Annotated in this window: 21 protein-coding genes; 9 read left to right on the top strand and 12 right to left on the bottom strand. The window is 51.1% G+C overall.

Annotation, left to right across the window (positions count from 1 at the left end; all coding sequences use genetic code 11):
* Nucleotides 1-52: 52 nt before the first annotated feature.
* The 4 genes from FWE06_07350 to FWE06_07335 form a co-directional block, all read right to left on the bottom strand.
* Nucleotides 53-2,056 carry an LTA synthase family protein gene (locus tag FWE06_07350; protein MCL2546992.1) on the bottom strand — a complete coding sequence of 668 codons (2,004 nt, stop codon included), beginning with the start codon at nucleotides 2,054-2,056 and terminating at the stop codon, nucleotides 53-55.
* Between the two features lie 79 nt (nucleotides 2,057-2,135).
* Nucleotides 2,136-2,591: a helix-turn-helix domain-containing protein gene (locus tag FWE06_07345; GenBank protein ID MCL2546991.1), complete on the bottom strand. Its 456-nt coding sequence runs from the start codon at nucleotides 2,589-2,591 to the stop codon at nucleotides 2,136-2,138.
* 34 nt (nucleotides 2,592-2,625) lie between these two features.
* The gene (locus FWE06_07340; protein ID MCL2546990.1) at nucleotides 2,626-3,600 is read right to left on the bottom strand and encodes a M23 family metallopeptidase; all 975 of its coding nucleotides are present in this window, start codon (nucleotides 3,598-3,600) and stop codon (nucleotides 2,626-2,628) included.
* 66 nt (nucleotides 3,601-3,666) lie between these two features.
* The gene (locus FWE06_07335) at nucleotides 3,667-5,622 is read right to left on the bottom strand and encodes a hypothetical protein (GenBank protein MCL2546989.1); all 1,956 of its coding nucleotides are present in this window, start codon (nucleotides 5,620-5,622) and stop codon (nucleotides 3,667-3,669) included.
* Nucleotides 5,623-5,812: 190 nt separating this feature from the next.
* Here FWE06_07335 and FWE06_07330 point away from each other — a divergent pair, with 190 nt between their 5' ends.
* The 3 genes from FWE06_07330 (at nucleotide 5,813) to FWE06_07320 (ending at nucleotide 8,788) form a co-directional block, all read left to right on the top strand.
* Nucleotides 5,813-6,289 (top strand): HD domain-containing protein, encoded by a 477-nt coding sequence (locus tag FWE06_07330; GenBank protein MCL2546988.1) that lies wholly within the window; start codon nucleotides 5,813-5,815, stop codon nucleotides 6,287-6,289.
* 88 nt (nucleotides 6,290-6,377) lie between these two features.
* Entirely contained in the window at nucleotides 6,378-7,400 is a 1,023-nt protein-coding gene (locus FWE06_07325) for a D-alanine--D-alanine ligase (protein MCL2546987.1), read from the top strand.
* Nucleotides 7,397-8,788: a UDP-N-acetylmuramoyl-tripeptide--D-alanyl-D-alanine ligase gene (locus tag FWE06_07320; GenBank protein MCL2546986.1), complete on the top strand. Its 1,392-nt coding sequence runs from the start codon at nucleotides 7,397-7,399 to the stop codon at nucleotides 8,786-8,788. The genes FWE06_07325 and FWE06_07320 overlap by 4 nt, the downstream gene beginning before the upstream one ends.
* Nucleotides 8,789-8,825: 37 nt before the next feature.
* Here FWE06_07320 and FWE06_07315 read toward each other — a convergent pair whose 3' ends face one another.
* From FWE06_07315 to FWE06_07295, 5 genes are all read right to left on the bottom strand, one after another.
* The gene (locus tag FWE06_07315; protein ID MCL2546985.1) at nucleotides 8,826-9,554 is read right to left on the bottom strand and encodes a thioesterase; all 729 of its coding nucleotides are present in this window, start codon (nucleotides 9,552-9,554) and stop codon (nucleotides 8,826-8,828) included.
* A gap of 83 nt (nucleotides 9,555-9,637) precedes the next feature.
* On the bottom strand, nucleotides 9,638-10,663 hold the full coding sequence (gene mreB, locus FWE06_07310) for a rod shape-determining protein MreB (protein MCL2546984.1): 1,026 nt from the start codon (nucleotides 10,661-10,663) through the stop codon (nucleotides 9,638-9,640).
* 79 nt (nucleotides 10,664-10,742) lie between these two features.
* A complete protein-coding gene (locus FWE06_07305; protein ID MCL2546983.1) occupies nucleotides 10,743-10,967 on the bottom strand; it encodes a hypothetical protein in 225 nt (74 codons plus the stop codon).
* Nucleotides 10,968-10,982: 15 nt separating this feature from the next.
* Nucleotides 10,983-11,603 carry a double zinc ribbon domain-containing protein gene (locus tag FWE06_07300; protein MCL2546982.1) on the bottom strand — a complete coding sequence of 207 codons (621 nt, stop codon included), beginning with the start codon at nucleotides 11,601-11,603 and terminating at the stop codon, nucleotides 10,983-10,985.
* Nucleotides 11,604-12,695: a hypothetical protein gene (locus FWE06_07295; protein ID MCL2546981.1), complete on the bottom strand. Its 1,092-nt coding sequence runs from the start codon at nucleotides 12,693-12,695 to the stop codon at nucleotides 11,604-11,606.
* A gap of 193 nt (nucleotides 12,696-12,888) precedes the next feature.
* Here FWE06_07295 and FWE06_07290 point away from each other — a divergent pair, with 193 nt between their 5' ends.
* Entirely contained in the window at nucleotides 12,889-13,404 is a 516-nt protein-coding gene (locus FWE06_07290) for a hypothetical protein (protein MCL2546980.1), read from the top strand.
* Nucleotides 13,405-13,453: 49 nt separating this feature from the next.
* Here FWE06_07290 and FWE06_07285 read toward each other — a convergent pair whose 3' ends face one another.
* The gene (locus FWE06_07285; GenBank protein MCL2546979.1) at nucleotides 13,454-14,308 is read right to left on the bottom strand and encodes an MBL fold metallo-hydrolase; all 855 of its coding nucleotides are present in this window, start codon (nucleotides 14,306-14,308) and stop codon (nucleotides 13,454-13,456) included.
* A gap of 171 nt (nucleotides 14,309-14,479) precedes the next feature.
* Here FWE06_07285 and FWE06_07280 point away from each other — a divergent pair, with 171 nt between their 5' ends.
* The 5 genes from FWE06_07280 to FWE06_07260 all read left to right on the top strand — a co-directional run bounded on the left by FWE06_07280 (nucleotide 14,480) and on the right by FWE06_07260 (nucleotide 21,345).
* A complete protein-coding gene (locus tag FWE06_07280; protein MCL2546978.1) occupies nucleotides 14,480-16,894 on the top strand; it encodes a SpoIIE family protein phosphatase in 2,415 nt (804 codons plus the stop codon).
* A gap of 117 nt (nucleotides 16,895-17,011) precedes the next feature.
* Nucleotides 17,012-17,200, top strand: a complete 189-nt coding sequence (gene rpmB, locus FWE06_07275) for a 50S ribosomal protein L28 (GenBank protein MCL2546977.1) — start codon at nucleotides 17,012-17,014, stop codon at nucleotides 17,198-17,200.
* Between the two features lie 118 nt (nucleotides 17,201-17,318).
* Entirely contained in the window at nucleotides 17,319-18,470 is a 1,152-nt protein-coding gene (locus tag FWE06_07270) for a hypothetical protein (GenBank protein MCL2546976.1), read from the top strand.
* Between the two features lie 4 nt (nucleotides 18,471-18,474).
* The gene (locus FWE06_07265) at nucleotides 18,475-20,040 is read left to right on the top strand and encodes a hypothetical protein (GenBank protein ID MCL2546975.1); all 1,566 of its coding nucleotides are present in this window, start codon (nucleotides 18,475-18,477) and stop codon (nucleotides 20,038-20,040) included.
* A gap of 3 nt (nucleotides 20,041-20,043) precedes the next feature.
* Nucleotides 20,044-21,345 carry a glycosyltransferase family 39 protein gene (locus FWE06_07260; protein MCL2546974.1) on the top strand — a complete coding sequence of 434 codons (1,302 nt, stop codon included), beginning with the start codon at nucleotides 20,044-20,046 and terminating at the stop codon, nucleotides 21,343-21,345.
* Here the strand turns inward: FWE06_07260 and FWE06_07255 are convergent.
* Complete coding sequence (locus FWE06_07255) at nucleotides 21,342-22,064, bottom strand: sigma-70 family RNA polymerase sigma factor (GenBank protein ID MCL2546973.1); 723 nt, start codon at nucleotides 22,062-22,064, stop codon at nucleotides 21,342-21,344. The two genes, FWE06_07260 and FWE06_07255, sit on opposite strands and share 4 nt — an antisense overlap.
* The gene (gene spoIIAB, locus FWE06_07250; protein ID MCL2546972.1) at nucleotides 22,061-22,495 is read right to left on the bottom strand and encodes an anti-sigma F factor; all 435 of its coding nucleotides are present in this window, start codon (nucleotides 22,493-22,495) and stop codon (nucleotides 22,061-22,063) included. Before spoIIAB ends, FWE06_07255 begins: the two co-directional genes overlap by 4 nt.
* Nucleotides 22,496-22,514 lie beyond the last annotated feature (19 nt).

The following is a 22,514-nucleotide window of genomic DNA, read 5'->3' as shown; positions in this document are numbered from 1 at the left end:
GTTTTCCAAGCGCGAAGAGTATTATAACATAAGCTGCCGAACATTGCAACCCCTAATTTTGCATTTTTGCCGCTAAAATATACGTTTCCAAAAAGCGATAGTAATCCAAGTCTAAAATCGCTGCCGAAGCGGCAAATTCAGCGTTAACTATTTTCAAAATGTCATTGATGTAATTCTCGTCAATCTCTACACCTGGATTGGGTACAAATTCATTGCGCTTTCGATAGAAGCGCCCGTTCTCAGTAATGAAGCTACGGCAGTTAAACATGACCAGTGGCGGTGTATCGCTCAAAATATCCACCCCAATCAACAATCGCGAATCAAACGGCAACCCCATTAAATTCAAAACTGTCGGCAATACATCAACGCTTGAGCTCGGCTTATCCACTGTCATTGGCTCCATGCCGTGCGTATACATAATCAACAAGCTGTGCTTAACACCCAACTCCTCTTCAACTTCATGCCCTGCCAATTCTTCGATCTCCCAATGTTCCAACCCATACGGATGATGGTCAGGTGTGAGGACAATCAGTGTCCGCTCGGCAATGCCCGCGGCTTCCAAGCGTTCCATCAAATAGCTTACGGCGTGCTCTAGCTCCAAATTCGCCGCCAGATAGCCAAGCGCACGCTCTGAATAATCCAAGTGCGCCACCGCGTCCCAGTGCCGTGCCACCATTGTGTGCATATCTGCCGTATACGGCTTGTGTCCGCTCACCGTCAGATAATACACATGAAACTGCTCTTTATCAATAAACTCATCAACCGTCAGCTGCATCATTTCTAAGTCACTGCGCCAAAAGATTTCACCAAGCTCCATATCCAACCCGTTACCCACCGCTCGGAAATCATAACCCATATTCGGATGCGATAAGTAACGCTGAAAGAACGTGTAGGCGTGGTTATGAAAAGCAAGCGGCTGCATCCCCATCGCCTCAAACTGCCGCCCTAAGGTGAACGGCTGCCACACCTCATTGCGCCCGGCGCGCACAAAACTCCATATATCAGGCTTTGGAAAGAGTCCCGTATGCAACACATATTCTCCGTCCAGTGTACTGAGTGGCCAAGATGGGTTATAGAAATTCGTAAAGTGGATGCCTTGATTCATCATATGGTAGAGTGTAGGCGTCAAGTCAGGGCGAATGGCATACGGCGCCAACGATTCAGCAATGATATAAATCAAATTATACCCCTCAAAACGCCCTGTCAGCTCGTGTTTGGGGCTGGGCATTCGGTTGGCAAGAAATTCGTGCAATTGCCGCAATCGCGGCGTGCCAGCATCCCGTGCCAGCTGCTCAAAATCAATATCCAATGCATTATAACCATACGGCGACGGCGAACTGCCGGATGGACGGCGCGTACCTGCGAGCTCCATCGCCGAGTCTGTGCCTCGCGGCACAATAAAGCTTGCCAACTGCAACCCAAACGCACCGAATACGCCGCTGTGTTCGTGCATGACAGTCGGACTGCCGTTGCGGCCGTAAAACCGCCCAAGCGCCGAATTAAAATCCCGTGCGGCAAACCCAAACGTCACCCACGCCAATATATTAACTATTACTGCAACAGCAAGAACACATGCGACAGCTTGCCGTCCGCGCGCGACATTCCGCTCTTTTCGCTCCCATAGAATTGCCGCCACAATCGGTAATGACAGCAGAAAAATCCACGGCAAATTACGCAACATCGCCGGTGCGATAACAGGCATAAATTCAGACATAATGCCAGTACTGTGTTCCAGTGAACCAATGCCCCAAAACGACGGCTGAATAGAGCGAAATACAATCTGCGAACCGTATAAAATCATAACAACCAGCATCGAGGGAAGCAACACCCACATTCGCGCCGACCGTTTCACTAACGTCAACACCGCAGCAAAGACCATGCCTGATGGCAACGCAATGAGTAGAACTCGCAAAATTGAAAACGCAAAAAAACCACTGATAGACGAAACGCGAAAAATCATCTCCCAGCAAAAAAAGCAGAGCCAATACAGCAGCACACGGCGCAGAAAGTCGGTGTTGTACAAAGCATCGATGGTTTTATGTAAAAATGCGGGCATAGTAATTCCTCTGTTGATGTAGAAATGTGCATTGTGCGTCCACGAAGTCATCACGCACAACCGCAAGCCATCCCTACGATTATTTCTTTTTCTGCTTGACTGCTTTTACAGCCGCCAAGCCGCCAGCAACCGCCAATATACCTACGGCAAGGGCTAACACCGTATTCTTGCGACTTCTTCTCGATTTATATATCGGCACTACGTCATCTTCAGAGCCTGTCAGCACAAACTCAAAGGCAAGCTGATCCAACTCCTCATCTTCGGAAATTACATCCTCTTCTTCTAACTTGGTCGCCTCAACCAGCGGCGGCCCAACAACCGATGAAGGCGGCGGCGCTTCAATGCCGACTAGCAACGAATCTGTCGAAACACCAAACACGCGACTTAGCGCGATCAAATTACCAAAATCAGGTCGTGTCACATCGCTTTCCCAATCACTGACCACCTGCGCGACAACGCCTACAGCCTCTGCCAGCTGCCCTTGCGTCAGCCCGCAAGCCTTGCGATAACGTTGAATTCTATCTGAAATATTCATATGGCACACGCCTCCTGTCGAATGGTGTAACTAATTATATACTATTTGATAAAATTTGGCAAGTAGTGGGAGTCCCCAATCCCTCTGTCACATGGTCAGCATAGTATTCTTTTGTTTCGGCAACGCGGTATACCGGCGCGCGATTTTTCTCCAAAAGGCGGATGATATTATATGTGTCTACCCAAATTTCAGTGACTGCCTCTTTTTGGCTCTCATCAAAAATCAGTTGCAAGCCAAAATGCAGATGACTGATTTCAATGTTGTTGACATTTTCATTGCGCGAATAGCCCGTGCGGCCGACATAGCCGATGACATCACCTGCCTTGACAGTGTCGCCTTCTTTCAAATCGGTATGATAAGGTCGATTTTGCCGCAAGTGCGCATAGTAATAATATCGCCGCTCGTCAAGGCTGCGAATACCGATACGCCAACCGCCGTATTGATTCCAGCCCAACGCTTCAACACGTCCACTCTCAACGGCAACTACCGGCGTACCGGTCGGGCACATCATATCATGCCCTAAATGACGCCGCTGATAGCCGTAATTGCGCCCCGTGCCAAAGTCGTCGCTATGCGTATAATAGAATCCCTTTGCCACAGGCGAAAACGCCCGTAAGCCGTACTTCTCCTGCCAATCGCCCACTTCATCCATGACGCGGTAATGCCCCAACAGTCCGCCCAACACAGCATCGTAAGCGTCGGCGAAATAGCTGTAATGCTCATATTTTTCCGCCATGTCAACCAAACTCTCGCCACCGCGTAAGCGCTGCGCAAAGGCATGCAAATCAGTCTCTCTATACCGCGACCATTCGCCGCCGTATTGACAAGCAAGCAACGCCAGCAATTCTGTCCAGTTGAGCTTAACATCTTGCTCAACAGATTCAATGTCAAGCTTCATTGCCGCTTCAAGCGCATTATACGGTACCTTGAAGTCCACCCACTTGATAAATGCGTTAGCGGGCAGGATTAATAAAATCGTCACCAAGACGAGCGAAATCATTTTTTTCATAGTTATCACCCGGGCATTATTCTATACCGAGCGAGCATATGGTATGTATGGGAAAATTTTTCGTTATCAACGCAGCGTTAAATAAATATGCTCGTGCACATCCCGAACATCAAACTCAATATCCAGCAACTCAAAAAGTTCACGTATCATAAAAAGCACTTCGCCGTCAACCGTATAGCTCACAGTATCTGCGCGAACACCATCGACAATCAGCGTGTCTGCGTGCAAGTACGCCGGTTTAATCACGTCACGCGGACGCAGGCGCGCTTCGCCGCCGACTGGCATATAGGCGTAACCTGTCAATATGGAAAATTGCCCCTCCTCGATAACAACATTGAAAACATTTTGTAGAAAATAGCTTAAATCACGCAAACGCAAATATTGGTTAGCGTTGATAAGATACGTATCAATCTGCGCTTGGCGTCCTTGGAACTCAAACGTCGGCGACATCGGCTCAGCACGAACCCGCGGCGGTGGCAGGCTAAGCAATTCGTCTTTGCCGTAAAAATCAGCCATAGCTCGATTGAAAGGTCCGATGGAAAGCACGCTCAGTTCAACCCCAAGGTACGGGGCTTGATTGTCCCACCAAGGCACCAAGCTAAACGGCGGCGAAGAAAATGCTGCCAGCGTGACCGATGGATCGCTTGAATGCAGCAATGCCTGCCGCTCATTATGTTCGACTAGAAATTGGCGCACACGTCCGTGGCGTATATCATCGTAAGTCGCCCAAGTCGCTGTCGAGTGCCGAAAGGCAAAAAACGCGCCTGACAACAGAAACAACCCCGCGCAGAGCAAGGCGGGTTTATGCCATGCCCGTACCGAACGTACGGCAATCGGGCGCAACTCGAAATTTTTGGCAACCCAACCCAAAACGTAAAACGCATTGCCGAACAACAGCCACACATATGAGAAAAAGACGATGTTGCGCAACCTGGGCGGCCCGGTATACGCCATGCTATACCATGGCGGCACGTTCTGGCTGGCAAACAACAGAAAACTCACGGCGAGCACCAAAAGCGGTGCCTTGAATGAAAAGTCAGTGTTTTGGGCAAGGCGCCACATCAGCGGCAACGCCAGCAGCAGCATGACGACAATTGCGGGATTTGTCCATACCAAAATGTCACGAGCAGCAATACCAATTGACATGATTATGCTTGTTAGTGCAGCACGCAGTCCGCCAAAATCTCCGCCGCGAACAGCGTTGCCCGGCGCGACGACATTAATGGCAAATCCCAAAGCCAAAGCCGCGGCAAAAATCGCTTGCGGACGCCATTTCGATACGCACTCTTTCAGCCGCCCTCGATATTCCCACAGCAAAAAGAGCAAGAATATGACATTTATTTGCAATGCCAGCAACGCCGTCACAAGATTGCCGCCGCCAATCAAAAAGCTCAACAGCGCGACACTGCCGATTTTGGCAGCACCGCCGCCATTGCGAAATAGGCGTATTTTCAAGGCAAGACTAACAAGCATCAAACTGTAAAAGAACGTATAAAACACTGCGCCGTTGTACCAAAAGAACCCTTGCGCGATGTGGGGAACAAACTGTATACTCACCGTCAACATCAGCAGACAAGGAAGCAGCCATTCCTTTCCCAATATTGTTTTGAGCATAAAGGCCGTCGCACCGATAAGTGCAAACAGTGTAAACAACATGGTCAACGGATAGGCATCGTGCCCGAAAAGAACGGCCGGTTGGAGCGAAAACAGCGCAATGGCTGTAAACGTACCCTGCCACTCCATATAGTTGTCGGCAACAGTATGACCTACCGCCCGTCCGATGTCAAACACATTGCCGTTTTGAGCGGCATAGCGTACACTGCGCTCGAAATAATGTTGCCGATTTCCTTCAATATCATCATTCCACCACCAGTTGTGATGAAACGACGACGATGCCGAGAATATATAATCATCCTTAGATGGGCGCGCATGTAATCCTGTCCATACAATCGGCATAAGCGACAGCAAAAACACCACTGTCATACCAACAAGCAAAATCTTGCGCCATCGCCCTTCCAGCATAAAATACCTCCTGCATCGGCTTAATGCTGTGAGTATATCATCTCATTTCGGCGTTGTCAAATTGGTCTGTCTTTGATTCTGCGAACAAGAAATTTTCGTAGACTTTGCCGGAACGATGTGGTATAATTTTCTCATTGCTCACCAATTGGTTCGGCGTGCGCTTACGAGTATAAATACCATGGAGGTTGTGATGGAAAATCGGATTGAGGTTTTGCGCAAACATATTGACCATATCATTTTGAATATGACCGACACGTTTGAGCGCCGTTGCGCTTACCTTCATCTATACGGCGTTTCACAGGCTTGTGCTTTCATTGCGCTCCGACGCGGTGAAAATGTCGAATTGGCGACGATGGCGGGTATGTTGCATGACTTTTATACCTATAAATTTATGGATTCTGATCGCCATGCTGAAAAAGGCGCTGCATTGGCGCGCGAAGTATTAAATGAGTTGGCCATAACAACCAACGATGAAACTGACTTAATCTGCTCAGCCATTCATAACCACAGTTCAAAAAGCGGAACCTTTCCTGCCTTTGATGAGGTGCTGATTGATGCCGATGTGTTACAGCATTGCATTTATAATATAACGGCGCCCGTTATGGAACATGAAGCAGCGAGATTCAGAAAGCTGATAAAAGAATTTGACCTCAAATACACCGTATAGACATACGCCTGACACTATGGTATGATATGCATGCTTAGCGGCAGGGGCAGCGAGCAGCCTAAAGCCGGCACATAAGGAGGATTTCCCCATGCACATAGTCGTTTTATGCGGCGGACTTTATCCTGAACGCAATGTGTCAATTGCTACGGGGCGCCAAATTGCAGCCGCGTTGATGGACATAGGGCATCAAGTGCTGTTGATGGACTTGTTCTTTGGTTGTTCCGTCAAACCGGCACGCGACGCTTTCGATAATAATTTAGAGCGCGTACCAACGGTTCCAATGGGGCAACAACCTGATTTGACAGACGTTCAGCGCCAACGCGCAGGCAACGATGCAAATCTAATCGGTGATGGCGTGTTTGAATTGTGCCGCACTGCCGACATCGTGTTTATGGCACTACACGGCGAAGACGGCGAAAACGGCCGCTTGCAAGCCGCCTTTGACTTGGCCGGCATCAAATACACCGGTACGGACTTTCTCGGCTCAGCGCTTGCCATGCACAAAGGCATCAGCCGCACTTTGATGCAAGCAGCAGGCATCAAAGTGCCGCCCGGCTTTATTCTTCGCCGCGATGAGCTCACACCACAAATCACCCCACCTGTCGTCATCAAGCCCGCCAGCGGCGGTTCAAGTGTCGCTACGACGATCGTGCGGCGCGAGTCCGATATCCTGCCTGCTTTGAACGCTGTTTTCGCCTTGGACAACGAGGCTTTAGTCGAGCAATTTGTCTCCGGGCGCGAATTCTCGGTCGGCGTTTTAGGCGATGCAGTTCTGCCTGTCATCGAAATCTGCCCCACAGCTGAATTTTTCGATTACGAGGCCAAATACCAAGGTCACACTACAGAAGTTTGTCCCGCTGAAATCCCCGCCGAAATCGCAGTAAAAATGCAAGCCCATGCCCTCGCGGCACACAACGCACTACACCTTAGCGTGTATTCCCGCACAGATTTTATATTGAGCGATGATAACGAAATCTTCTATTTAGAGTCTAATACCCTACCTGGCATGACCCCACTGAGTTTGCTTCCGCAAGAAGCGCAAGCCATCGGACTTAACTTCGTCGATCTGTGCCAAAAAATCATCGACATCTCAATGGAGAAATATATATGAAGATGAAGCCTCTAACCTTAGCGCAAGCAACCGCGGCAATGGACGGTGTTCTCATCGGCGGTGTTGAGAATGCTTTAATCCAACAAGTCGTGATGGATTCACGTCTTGATGTTGCCGGCGCACTTTTTTTGGCAATCCCCGGCAATCGTGTTGACGGGCACGACTTTGTTGCCGACGTATTGGCGCGTGGCGCTGTTTGTGCGCTGGTGGAACGAGAAATCGAAGATGCCCCGGGCGCGCAAATTATTGTACCCTGTACACAAACAGCGATTAAGGCCTTGGCACGCTATTATCGAGCTTTATTTGACATCCCTGTCATCGGCATCACAGGCAGCGTGGGCAAAACAAGCACCAAAGAAATGATGGCAAGCGTTTTGGGCGCAAAATTCAACGTACATAAAACTGCAGGCAATCTCAATAACGAGCTGGGCGTACCGCTGACACTTTTAGGGTTGCGCGAAGAGCACGAGGTCGCCGTCATCGAAATGGGCATTTCTGACTTTGGCGAAATGACACGCCTGACCGACATGGTGCAACCCACGGTGGCTATCATTACCATTATCGGCTATGCACACTTGGATAATTTGGGCGACCGTGCGGGCGTTTTTCGAGCAAAGACTGAGATTTTTCACGGCATTATGCCCGGCGGTATAGCGTTGTTAAACGGCGACGACGATATGTTACATTCCTGCAAAGTCACCGACATTGCACCGGACAAAACAAACGTGAAAACAGTGCTGTACGGCCTTTTACCGCAAAACGCATACCACGTCGAAAATATTGAAAATCAAGGCGAAGCAGGCACTTCTTGTGACCTTTGCTGGAATGATATGCGCTTGCCTGTCGCCATTCCCGTTTTCGGCACACCTATGGTCTATGCCGCGTTGGCTTCTACAGCAGTCGGTGTGCGGTTGGGCATGACGCCAACGGAAATCGCGCGCGGCATTACTGATTTCCAAGCCGTGCAAGGCCGTTCAAATGTATGCAAGAGCACGAAATTCACGATCATTGACGACTGCTACAACGCCAATCCCAGCTCAGTAAAAGCATCCGTAACGGCGTTGTCAACTCTCCCCGGCAGACGCGTTGCCATCTTGGGTGATATGGGCGAATTGGGCCCCGATGAGAACGCTTTGCATTATCAAACAGGTGAGCATATCAGTGAATGCGACGTAGACGCGCTTATCTGCATTGGTACGTCAAGCCGTCACATCTACGATGGTGCCAAAGCCAAGAAACCAACACTGACAGCTATGCACTTCGCCGAAAAGTCTCAAGCCATTGCCGCATTAAATGATTTTTTACAAGACGGCGACCATATTCTTGTCAAGGCGTCACGGTTTATGCGTTTTGAGGAAATCGTCGAAGTGCTGCTGGCGCAAAGATAAGCACAAAGCATTAAGTAGTCGAGGCGGGCGTTTTAAATTATCCCAACCAAACCCGCATATCAAACCGCCGTTTGCCATCAACCTCACCCACAACATACAGTGATCGGTCATCATATACGCCGCTGGACAGCACAATTTCCTCGCCAGATAGGCATTGCTCAGTGTAGTTAATCTGCCATGCCGTCATGCACTGCCGACGCGTATGTAACGCCAGCGCATTTGCTGCAATGGCCAGATATCGCGTGTTGTTGACATGGTTGTTAATATCCAAGTCAGCATATTGCACAATATGCCGCCCGATGACTTTCAATTCATCGGGCGGCGCTATTTTCTCTAAATCATAGCATACCGCCGCACCGGGATTTCCGTGAATGTCGGCCTGCGGCAAATCGCGGCCGCGTATGATGCGCGTAGTGTCGGGATTGACAATCAACCACGCACTGCTCGCCTGGCCAACAGTCTCATCGCCGCGCCGAATCACATAATCGCGCCCAAAATACGGCCCTTTAACACCCGTCGGCCAAGTATCGATCGTGAATGTCTGCGGGTAATGCAATGGCGCATTAAGCGATACACCCAAGCGAACCAACACCCACACACCGCCGCCGGTCAGTGCCTGAACTTCCTGCCGCGACACGTCCAAATCCTCGGCGTGTATATACGCACAGTCCATCAATTTGCTCTGCAATGTGTGGACATGAATGCGCCCGTCATAATCACACTCATTGCCGCTGACGTAAAATTCACGGGTTAAAATATTGGTCATAATAGCCTCCATGTATGTAGGGGCGACCATTGGCCGTCCGTTATATATATGTCACACTTTGTGACGCCATCTGCTCGGCAACTCTAAATTTGCATCTGCTTTCTCCGCGCAATATTAATCGTCCCATCCTGCATATCGTCAATATACTCCAAACTCTTGCCCGTGCCGTTCACCACGCAGCTAATTGGCTCATCGGCGATAAAAGTGCGAATGCCCGTCTTGCTCTCAATCAATTTATCTAGTCCGTAAAGCAGGCAGCCACCGCCCGTCATCAAAATACCGTTACTCGAAATGTCGGCGACCAGTTCCGGCGGCGTGCGTTCCAGCACGGCGTGAATGGCTTCAACAATACGGCTACCCGATTCGGCAAACGCCTCAACCATTTGGCTTGACGTAACGGTAATCTCCTTCGGCAGGCCTGTCAGCAAGCACCGCCCGCGCACCTTGGCCGCCTTGACTTCCTTGCGCGACACAACACAGCCGATGTTGACTTTCAGCTCCTCGGCCGTACGGTCGCCAATCAGTACATTATGCTTTTTACGTATATACTTGACCGTCGCCTCGTCAAACTGGTCGCCGGCGATTTTAATGGAGGAAGAATCAACAATATTGGATAAACTAATGACAGCAATATCGGTCGTGCCGCCGCCGATGTCAACCACCATATGCCCGCACGGCTTGGTAATATCAATGCCGGCTCCCAACGCCGCTGCCAACGGCTCTTGCACCAAAAAAATCCGCCGCGCCCCGGCGTTCAGCCCGGCATCGTAAACGGCACGCTCCTCAACCTCGGTAATACCGCTCGGCACACAGATGACCACCCGCGGCTTGCTCATACGAAACGCGTTAACTTTGCGCAGAAACTCCTTAATCATGCGTTCGGTCATCTCGTAGTCGCTGATCACACCCTCACGCAACGGCCGAATCGCCATAATATTGCCCGGCGTACGGCCCAGCATCTCCTGCGCCTCAGCACCCACTTTGAGCAATTTCCCGCTGGCCTTATCGATGGCAACAACGCTCGGCTCTTTCATCACCACGCCCTTGCCTTTGACAAACACCAAAATTGATGCCGTCCCCAAATCTAAACCGATATCCTTTGTAAACATAGTCCGCCCTCGCTGTCAATCATGTATGTTTTCATTATTGACAGATTGAGGAGGAATATACGGGGGGGCATTTGCATAGTCAATCGTTATTATAGTCAATTAAAGTTTCTGTATCATTTATCGTCTTATTTTGTTTGACAAGAGTCAATATTTCAAAAATCAAGCTCACAAGTTGCTTATATGGATCTATCATTCTTTGCCGCTTTTCTCCGCTTTTCGCTATTTCATACTCCATACGTTTAATACGCATGGACATTTTTGAATTAGCAAGTAAACAAACAACGGTGACAGCTCCAGAAATCATAGCTGCTCTCTCTTCCTACACCCCTATTGCCACCGCACCGCAAACCTCCACAGTCCCGGCTGCTCGCAGCACGCCGCAACACTCACGCATCGTGGCGCCGCTTGTCCAAACATCGTCAATCAGCAAAACCCGCTTGCCAATCATGCCGTCACCAACAACACGGTACACGCCCTGCACATTGCGCTGCCGCTCGGCAACGTCTTTGGCCATGCTCTGCTTCTCAGTATGCCGCGCCTTGTGCAGTAACTTCACACACGGCAAGCCCAGACTTTTGGCTACGCCTTTCGCCATGCGGTGGCTTTGGCTGTACCCGCGCTCCCTATGACGTTGCAGCGACAGCGGCACCCATGTGACCAAATCGATGTTGCCAAATACAGGCAGACAGTCAACGATTTCTTTGGCAAAATAATCCGCCACGGCGAGTTGCCCATGAAACTTTAAGTTGTGCAACAGCTTCCGCGATGTGTCATTCAGCGCGAACGGCGCAACGCACCACGACATGTCTTGCTGTTTAATATATGGTGGATTTCGTCGTGGCAACGCATTCAAACAGTCTTCACATACGTCATCAGAATTCCTCGACAACGCACGGCAGCATAGGCACCGCGCGGGAAATAACCATTTCAATATATTCATCTAACCCACTGCGCCCAGCATAACAAGCCTGTCATCAACCAAGCCGAGTAATGCTGCCACGGAGGTATCCGGCGGCACAATCGCCGGGCCGAGCAATTGCCCGTCTCGGTTGTAAAACAGCAATGTCGGAAACGCGCGCCCCAGCTCCATGATGGAAAACAGCGATGCATTGCCTGCCAACACCGGAAACTCAATGCCCGCCGCCGCGACGACGTTTGCCGCAACCGCCGCAAACTCATCACCCTGTGACCCATTCTGTTCGACATCCTTGAAAATATCGGTCACAATCGCCAACAGCCCTACATCGTCCGGCAACTGCGGCTGCAATTGCGCCATGTTCGGCAAAATGTCAAGACTTTCTTCATTCCACGTCGCCCACAACAACACGACTGTCATGCGATACTGTTGAATAAAGTGGCTATCAATGCCCTCACCGTCTAATGTCAGCGCCGAAAAGTTGGTGGCATCACCCGGAATAGTGCGCTCAGTCATGGCAATGCCGCTTTGTAATTGCTCCAGCGTATCGATCAATCCATTAAACCTCTCACGCTCCTCAGCCGACAAATGCTCGCGGTCATAGTCGTCGCTGTTATCATAGAAAAACAAGTAACGATAGTCACCCTGGTCGCCAATGACCACTTCATGATAAAACAATTCTCGCGCTTCAAGGACGTGAATGCCGGCATCGGCCAACTCAACGCCAATGACCAAGACAGTAGCGATGTGGATGCGCATGGCCTCAAAGTCGCTCCATAACATCATGCGTTCATCGTCAGTCATGTCGTACTCATCATCCAAGCGTGCCAACAACGCCAAAGCGGCGTCTGGTGTAAACACAAAATCGATACGCCCCGGCTGCGGTTCAACCTCTAAATTTCGGTAACGGTCGCTCTCACCCTGCCACGTATCCGGCAGCATAATGGTCAAACCATCATCGGGAAATTCGAGTTTTTCACCAAACCCGTTTGTCGGCGGCTCATACGACGTTTCATATTCACCATTGTTGTAATTATAGAATAAATTGTCCGACGCGCCGTTGCACGCCGTCAGCAATAACACCATGGCAAGCAGTAACAAACAAAGTTTCTTCATAATTGAGAGTCTCTCCTCTCGACAGATTTTCTTCATTGTACCATAAACCTTGTCCGATGTCGATTACAACGTTGTTACAAATTTAGAAACTGTGTGTAGTGGGCATGTCCCTATACTTCAATCAAAAAAACACTTGATTTTCGGCGCAACCTGTGATATGCTTTCTATAATACTTGCATGGAGGATAAGTCATATGCAACACCACATTATTCCTGTCAACGGCGGCGGCATCGGGCGCGGCAAAGTCACCGGTTTTATTATATTCCAATTTTCCTTAATCGCTATTGCCGCCTTGTTAGCATTCCATTTGGCCAACGAATTTGGCGTACATCCCCAATATATTGAGGTCACCAGCGGTGACACCACTGAGTGGGTCGAAGGCTTGCGGGCATTTTGGCAATACTACGCCCTTGTCGCAGTTGGGTTCTTAATCCTCATCGCCGGCGGCTACGCGACCTTAAAACTTGACACTAAGCGCACCAGCATTGCTGTTTCACATGACGGCAGCGTCATAGGACAAGCCGTCGGCAAAAGCTACCCCTGGTTCGGCAATGGCGTAAAAGACTTTGCGCTGACGAAAGAACAAATTGCGTCTGTGAATGTGCGCGGCAAAGGCGGTGTGCTGATAATTGCCGCCGCCGATCATAAATATAAAGTGTATCTCAGCCAAAAGAACGGCGAAGAAATCAAAGAAGCAATCGGACAATAAATGCTTGTAGGGGATGTGCACCCGGGCGTCCCACGGGAGCAAACGTCCCTTACAAATCAAATATAGCCCCATCATAGCCACAGAGCATTCCATGCTTTGTGGCTAATTTTTCCATTTGCGCGTGATTTTGTCCGCCATTGTGCGAGAAATGCGTGATAACAAACTGCGTTTTCTCGCCGGCGATGCCTTCAGCCAGCATACGGTCGCGCACGACAATATTATCGAGCAAACCCATATGATTGCTGCCCTCACCGCCGGGTCCAAATGTACAGTCAAGCGTTATCAAGTCAATGCGCTTTCCTTGCAACGCCGCCCACGTCTCCTCCGGATAAATGCCGCTGTCATGACCGTACATCATGACTTTTTTGTCACGCTCAATCAAATAGACCAGACACTCCTCGTTGCGATCGTGCGCCGCGGGCAACGCCGTCACCGTTGTGCACTCATCCAATGCAAATATGTCAAACGGCACAATCTTGATAATCTCAATATATTCTTTTAACACATCGGCATCCTTCGAAAACATCCGCCGCGACGACGGCTCCGCAAACATGTACCGATACTTTTCTTCAACGGCTTGATTGCCGTATACACGCAAAGGCTCGCGTTGGCCAAAATGCCCGTACGGCGGACGGCGCAAATCCAAATCACAGGGCGAAAAGTGATCGCCATGACTATGCGTCACAAGCAAATGTTTGACCGCCGCCATGTCGACCCCGTGGAGAGTAGCCTGCATATACGCGTCGGGCGAAAAGTCAATCCAAATGTCGGTATCAATAAGTGTTCCACTCCGCATACGAATATTTTTACCGCCATGTACACGGGCGAAATTGCAATTGTCACATTGACAAAATAGCCCGGGCAACCCTTCGTGTGCACCTGTGCCAAGTAATTTGATTTGCATGATGTCTTCTCCTCAGTATCGTAGGGACGGCAGAATGCCGCCTCTACGACTATACCACACCTGTCACATTTCCGCAAGAATTATGTTTCTCCGCCTGTCAGCGTTTTACATTTTTTTGCACAACGCTTCTGCTATGCTAGTCCCACGACTTTACATAACGAGGATATACATATGAAAGAATCAACCATGCAAAAATGGTTCGGCACGACCGGCGAAGGGACTATCAGGCGAGCGCAGGCGTGGGCGGCACAACCTTTAATCCGCAAATTACTCAAATCCGCATTGCACTTTGGCATTGGCTACTGCCTTGCCAACGGCGTCATTCTCCGCGACAGTGCGCCATTTGGCGTGGCATATGTCGCAGCAAGCGGGCTTGGACTGGCCGGCGCCAGCAGCTTTGCCGGAGTACTTGCCGGTTATTTGACCATGCTAGGCACACCAAACGGCCTGGCATATATGGCGGCCTCGATTTTAACATTTATCACAGCACTTGTTTTCGCCAACACAACGCTGTCACAGCGTGAGCTTTTCATGCCTTTCGTCGGCACCCTGTCAATGGCAGCCATCAACTTTGCGCTCGTTGTCAGCAACGTCGAGGGCATCGAGGCAACTGTTCTGTTTTTATCCGAACTCGTCTTGATTTTCGGCGCGGCCATGTTTTACCGCATCGTCTTGCAAAATGGATTGACTATCAAAGAAGACGACCGCCAATCGACAATGCTGCGTCACGCAATCAGCTACGTCATCTTAATATCAACAGTGCTGATTTCATTGTCAAACCTTTCGCTGTTCGGCATGCTGTCGGCAGGGCGCACTATGGCACTGCTCACCGTGATATTCATGGCGTCACGCGGCGGCATAGGTGCAGGTGCGGCGGGCGGTGTCAGCATCGGGCTGTCCATGGATTTGGCATGGGGCATGCCATATTTCAGCATGGCATACGGCGTGAGCGGCATGTTGGCAGGCGCGTTCAAAGAAAATGGAAAACTGTGGTCTGTCAGCGTCTTCGTCGTCAGCCACGCCGTCAGCACACTGTGGTTGACAAACAATATTGTACGCGGCGGCGTACTGTTCGAGGCTTTCGCGGCCAGCGTGCTGTTTATGCTCATTCCCGACGCGACACTCAGCAAACTCAAACGCAAACTCCTCACTCGCGCCGGTGTAACTGTCGCCCCCACCGTGGCAACAGCCACACGTCAACCGCTCGACCGCGTACAAAAACAAACAACGCTTATTTTATCCCAAACTGCCAACGCATTCATCGAACTGCACAAAGCACTCGAAGCAGCCTGGACATCCTCGACGTCCGTTGATATCGTCAGTGACGAGGCAAAAATCATCGACCGCGTGGCAAAACGCGTCTGCGACAAATGCGCCTTAAAGCGCATCTGTTGGGAAAAAGAATTCGAACGCACTTGCGAGGCTTTGCAGCAAGCGGCATCAGCTTTACGCAAACAACGCAAGGTGACGCACGGCGACTTCGCAGGTTGGTTCCAGCATCGCTGCATGTCATTCCAAGCATTTTGTGAAACGATCAATGAAGAGTCAATCGCGCTGTTCTACCGACGGCGGTTCAACAGCCGCATTCGCGAAAGCCGCGGGCTGGTATGCCATCAGTATGCCGAAACAGCGCGGCTGCTCAACGCCATGACCGAGCGCATCGCTCAAAGTGCCGACCGTTACGCCAACGCCGAAGACCGCGTTTGCGAAATTTTAGAATCACGCCATGCCAAAGCCACCGCATCGGTCAGCCGCATAGACAACCGCGTGCTTGTTGAGGTTGAGGGCTATGATTTGCGCGCACTATATAACGACCGCCGTGTCTTGACCGAAGAACTCAGCACGGCGCTGGAAGTGCCGCTCAACCAGCCCGAACGGCAAGGATCCGGCAAAAGGGAAAAGCTCATTTTCAGCGAATGTGAGCCCTTTCGCATGCAAGTCGGCAGTGCGGCAAAACAAAAAGAAGGCGAAGAGGTCAGCGGCGACAGCGGCGTATATTTCAAGCTGCCCGACGGACGACTGATCGTCATTTTATCCGATGGTATGGGCAGCGGCAGCAAGGCGGCAGCCGAAAGCAGTTGGGTCATTCGACTGCTCGAAATGTTCATCCGCGTCGGTATCGCACCCGACACAGCGTTGCGCACCATCAACTCAGCTTTAATGGTCAAAGGCGATGCCGAGGGCGTATTCGTCACCGTTGACCTGCTGATTATCAACCTCATCAACGGCGAATGCACCTTTTATAAATTTGGCGCAGCCCCGTCATACGTGCGGCGCGGCACGCGCGTGCATCGCATTACTTGCACGGCGTTGCCCGCAGGCATTACCGTTGACAACGGGCCGACCATCGGCTGCGGCCGCTCACTGGATGTAACACAGTTTACTCTAACGCCCGACAGCGTCGTCATCGTAGCCAGCGACGGCATCGCCGACCCGACCAACGATGAATGGCTGCAAGACCTTCTGTTGAAATCAGAGACAAAAGACTGCAAGACCATCGCCGCCGACATTTTACAAACGGCCAAAATACAAAACGGCGGGCGAGATGACATGAGTGTATTGGTATTGCGGATGGCGCGACGTTGATAGTCAGGGTCGCCCGATGTGCGAGCTTCAGCAAACTAAAGCAGCTGAAACACTTGACAACCCCCGCTCCGCCATGCTATACTGTTTTCTCGACTATCCGATAGGAGGAATTTCAACATGGCGAAATGTTCTGTTTGCGATAAAAGCGTGGCATTCGGCATCAAGCTGTCCCACTCGCACCGCCGCACCAATCGCACATTCAAGCCCAACATCCGCCGCGTCAAGGCAATTGTTGACGGCTCACCCCGCCGCATCTATGCCTGCACGCGTTGTTTGCGTTCGGGACGTGTTGAGCGTGCAATTTAGAGCTGCCAAACAGCGTGCAATGAGTATAAGGCGCGCAAAGACGGAAATCACATTTTTGTCGTGCGCGACTTATACGATTGACCGCACGTGTCGTGAGGCGTGATAGGGGGGTTGCTCTATGCCCACCAAATACCTCATGCTCATAGGCGACGGAATGGCCGACCATCCGTTGCCTGTTTTGCGTGGTAAAACACCATTGCAAGCCGCGCATACACCAACATTGGACAAATTGGCAAGCCAACACATCGGACAAGCCAACACCACGCCCAGCGGCTTCTCCCCCGGCACCGAAAATGCCATCCCGCTCCTGCTCGGCTACGATATAAGTGTCTTAACAGGGCGTGGCCCTGTCGAAGCTGCCGGCATGGGCATTGCCTTGCAACAAGGGCAATGGGCTATGCGCATGAATCTTGTCACGCTCGACAATGACGACATCTTACGCGACGCCTGCCCCGAACCCGCCGCTGAAACCATTGCACAAAGCATGGATATTCTGCTGCACGACGCGGCTTTCAATGCCGTCCTCACGGCACATAATGTCCAACTCTATAAACAACCGACATTTCGCCAAATGCTTGTCGGTTCAGCAACGCAGCCAACGGCAAAGCCAACGCCGCCGCACAATGTACTCGGCGCAAAATACGCCGATCATCTGACCGACGACCCTTTTATTTCGCAGCTCATGCAAGCGGCACGTAAACCCCTGTCGCGCTTGCCGTTCTGCAACGCCGTCTGGCCATGGGGCTGCGGTGTCGTGCCAAATTTTGAAAATTTTCAAACTCGGTACGGCTTGCGCGGCGCCTGCATTGCTTCAGTACCGGTCTTGCACGGCATATCGCGGCTGTGCGGTCTGGATGTCATCGAACATGCAACACATGGCCATGCCCCGGAAAAAGCACAACTCACCACCAAAACCTTTGAAGCCTACGATTTCGTATTACTACACATCGAAACACCCGACGATTGCAGCCATGCTATGGATCTGGACGGCAAAATCGCGGCCATCCAAGCCGTTGACAACCTCGCCAAAACCATACTCGACGGCATGAGCGACAGCCATCTCCGCATTTTGCTGTGCAGCGACCACTATACCTGCGTCACAAACGGGCAGCATGATAGTACCCCCACCCCCTACTGCGTTTGGGATTCGACCACTCCATCGTCTAACAGTGCCCACCCTCCACAGGAAGGCAATACCGGCTCATTCGATGAATTTCATGGCGAAATTGTCAGCGGCAATGTGCCGCTAGCAAAATTGTTAGAGGTCTAAAATTATGCCAAACACACTCACAAGAAATCAAAAACTCACTTACGCCCTGCTCGGCGCGGGCATTTTGGCGTTGCTGCTCACCATAACGCAGACATTCGCACTGACCTACCGTACACTTGATACGCCGGTTTGGACAGATATCAACACATGGTCATCCTACGGCCGCTGCATCGGTTTCGGCGAACAACTGGCGCTAATGTTTCTGTTTGTCGGCCTATACCTGGGTGGTGCGCTCTATTTGGCATTGCGCAAATCACTATTCGAAAGCCGCAATGTGTATGTCATTGCGCTGCTCGCCTTAATGGGTGCCGTTTTTTTGCGCGCATGGCTGCTCGACGGCCCGCAATCTACATGGAACGAGTGGACATTCCAGTTCACCGCCGACTACAACACTTTCCTGCGCGTATGGATTGACGCTTTCCGCGGTATGACAATACGGGATGCGTTGGTCACCCCCATCGGCGACTACAACATGCCCTATTTATATATCCTTATCGGCATATCGCGCGTACCCATCGCCGACGTTTATCTGATTAAGTGGGTGTCAAGCCTTTTCGATATCGGCCTGGCCATCGCCGTCATGGAGCTGGTGCGCTGCTATATCCGTAAAGATTCCGTAGGGCGTGGTAATCCCAATGCGCCGCACAAACGTCAACGATTTGCCATCATCTCTCTCTCACTCGCTCTCTTCTACCCCATCACATGGCTCAATAGTGCCTATTGGGCGCAATGTGACAGCATCTATACCTTTTTTATCGTGCTGGCACTGCTCTTTGCCGTCAAACAGCGTCCAATGCTGTCAGCATCCATGGCCGCGCTCGCATTATCGTTCAAACTACAAGCCATTTTCTTCCTGCCCATCTATCTGCTCATCGCTGTTGTCTTTTGCTACGAGGCCTTCAAGAAAAACGGCGTTGCCGATGCCATACGCCTTGCCGCAACAGCACTGCTGACATTTTTGGCAACATTCTTCGCGACGTTGATGCCCGCCTTGCTCGCCGGACGACCGTTGGCCGGCACATTGGAAATCTATGTCAACCAAACCGGCACAAACAGCAACTTTATGGTGCTCAACGCCTCGACATTCTTGGCGTTCTTCTTCCCCAACATCACCGATACCAGCCAATTTGACGCGCCAAGCATCATACGGCCGGCCATGATTATATTGGCGTTCGTTTTTGCATTGACAATATTGTCTATCGGCATTAGCCGCTGGCATAAAAACAAAGAGGACTTAGACGCCCGCAATCGTGATTTTCTGACTGTCAGCCTCCTCCTGTCACTTGGCATTGTCTGGCTTTTGCCGCAAATGCACGACCGCTATTACTACATTGCCGACATCCTGGCCGTCGCCTATGCCGTAGTGCACGGCAAGAAAATCGCGTGGCTCGTGCCTATCTTTGTTTTCATTGGCTCGTTCGCGGGCTACTCGCAATATTTGAGCTGGTGGTGGACTGGCAACTTCCGCGTACCCATACAACTCGGCGCACTGGCCATCTATACAGCTATTATGTTGGTCGCCGCGCTATGGTGGTTCGAATGGAACCAGCGCCGCGGGGCAAGGAGCTAACTTATGGCGCTCTTGGGTCTGTTTTATGCCTACGCATTGCACGCTCTCTTTTGGGGCATCGCTCTGCTGACCTTAATTCGCATTTATCGTGTTTCAAACAATAAACAAGCCACCGGGGACACATCTCCCGCAAAGGATATATCAGAGCTATGCACCCCCGTCGCGCAAGAAAAAACACCCTACGGCAAAATCCTCCTCTTCACCTTGGGCGTGCGCTTGCTCATTCCTGTCATCGGGTTTATCCTCGTGTCGTCAGAGGGCTATTCTATCACGATAGCTGAGCTTTTTAACTACTCATTCCGACGCGGCGACTCAAATCACTATCTGCATTTAGCCACCGTCGGCTATGGCTGGACAGAAAACGGCAACCACTTGCTCTTGGTCTTCTTCCCACTGTATGGCTGGCTTGTCGGGTTAATCAACCTTTTACTGGGACACTATCTCGTCTCAGCCTATATCGTATCATTCGTCAGCTTCGCCGCCGCGCTGTGCTACCTATACCGCTTGGTACGGCTCGAATTCAGTGCATCGGCCGCTTGGTGGACGCTGATTTTTATATCCATCGCCCCCCACTCTTTTTTCTTCGGCGTGCCTATGACCGAAAGCCTCTTCTTGCTCACAACAGTCATGACCCTATACTATATTCGCACGCACAAATGGCACCTCGCTGGCATTGCCGGCGCCTTTGCCATTATGACGCGCATGGCCGGCATTATCTTAATCGTCGCCGCCATCATTGAGCTAATTGCGCACGAAAAACTAGTCGCGCTCCTCCGCACCACCAAATGGAAAACTTTTTTTTGTATACTTGCCCGCAAAGGCGCATGGATTGCCGTCATGCTTGTTGGCGGCCTCGTCTATTTGGCCATCAACTGGTATATCTCTGGCGACCCGTTCCGCTTCATGTACTACCAACAAACCCACTGGCACAATGAGTTCGCTTACTTTGGCAGCGTTCTTTTCGCTCAATTTGAAAATATCGCGGCACAGCCGCACCTTGCCAATGCCATATTTATCCCCAACATTCTCGCCTTTACACTCGCCATTGCGGCACTCACATATGCCGCCATCAAGCGTTTGAGTTCGACATATATCGTCTATGTGCTGGGTTATATCTTTATGTCGTTCGCCGTATCATGGCTGCTCAGCGGCGGCCGCTACATCGTCGCTGCCGCACCGGTGTTTATTTTCCTGGGTCACTTTGCTGCTAAATGGCGCATTGCAGGCATCCTATTCGCTCTCGCCTTCTTCGCCGGACTGCTCTTCACTATGCGCGAATACTTACTGGGCGGCATGATTTTCTAACCCATTTCCTCGCGCAACAACGCCAAACTGCGCCGCTCGATACGGCTCACCTGCACCTGTGATACACCCATGATTTTGGCGACATTTTGCTGCGTCATGCCGCGAAAGTAGCGCAATTCAACAACCATGCGCTCGCGCTCTGGCAGAGTTTGCAACGCCTGCCGCAATGCCATGCGTTCAACCAAAGCATCTTCAATGCCATCGTTGCCCAGCGTCTGTTCCAAGGCAACACCCTCATCGGCGGCGCCCTGCAGCGATTGCATTGGTTCAGTCGCCAATTCCGCCGCCGCGATATCTTGCACAGTCAACCCGCACACCTCGGATAATTCCGACACAGTCGGCTCACGCCCATGCTTTGCCAAAAATGCCTCCCGTGCCCGCTTGATGGCATAGGCCTGTTCTTTCAGCCCACGGCTGACCTTGATTGCGCCGTCGTCGCGCAAAAAGCGCCGGATCTCTCCCGCAATCTTTGGCACCGCATAAGTAGAAAATTGCGTGCCATAGGCATCGTCAAAACCGTCAATGGCTTTAATAAAACCGATACACCCTAACTGATACAAATCTTCGACATCAACGCCGCGACCAAAATAGCGGCGAACGATGCTCCAAATAAGTCCGCCGTTTTGTTCGAGTACCTCAGCGCGTGCTTGGCTATCACCTTCACGCGCTTTTTTGAGCAATTCAGCCTGACTTGTCTGCCGCTCAGCTAAAGCGCTCATCGTCCTGACATACGCGGTACAATGCGGCGCGCCATCGTAACAGTCGTGCCCTTACCAACAATACTGCGCACGCGCAAGCTGTCCATAAAGCTCTCCATAATGGTAAAGCCCATGCCGCTGCGTTCGGCGCCGCCGGTAGTGAAAAGCGGTCGCCGCGCCTCTGGAATATCAGCAATGCCTACGCCCTTGTCACGCACGATAATTTCCATCAGCCCGTCGTCGTACAGTCGCACTTTGACCCAAACGCGCCCGATTTGATCTGGATAGCCGTGTACAATGCAGTTTGTCACCGCTTCACTGACCGAAGTCTTGATGTCGTTAATCTCTTCCAGCGTCGGGTCAAGCTGCGCCGTAAATGCTGACACCGCCGTCCGCGCAAACGATTCATTGATGGAACGACTGACAAAATCCATCGCCATTTGATTGATGATTGTTCTTTTTTTCATTAGT

The organism is Oscillospiraceae bacterium (assembly GCA_009780275.1).
In the GTDB taxonomy this organism is placed as follows: Bacteria; Bacillota; Clostridia; order Oscillospirales; family UBA929; genus WRAI01.
Note: the sequence above shows the minus strand (reverse complement) of the source record. Positions and strands in the feature narration are given on the sequence as shown.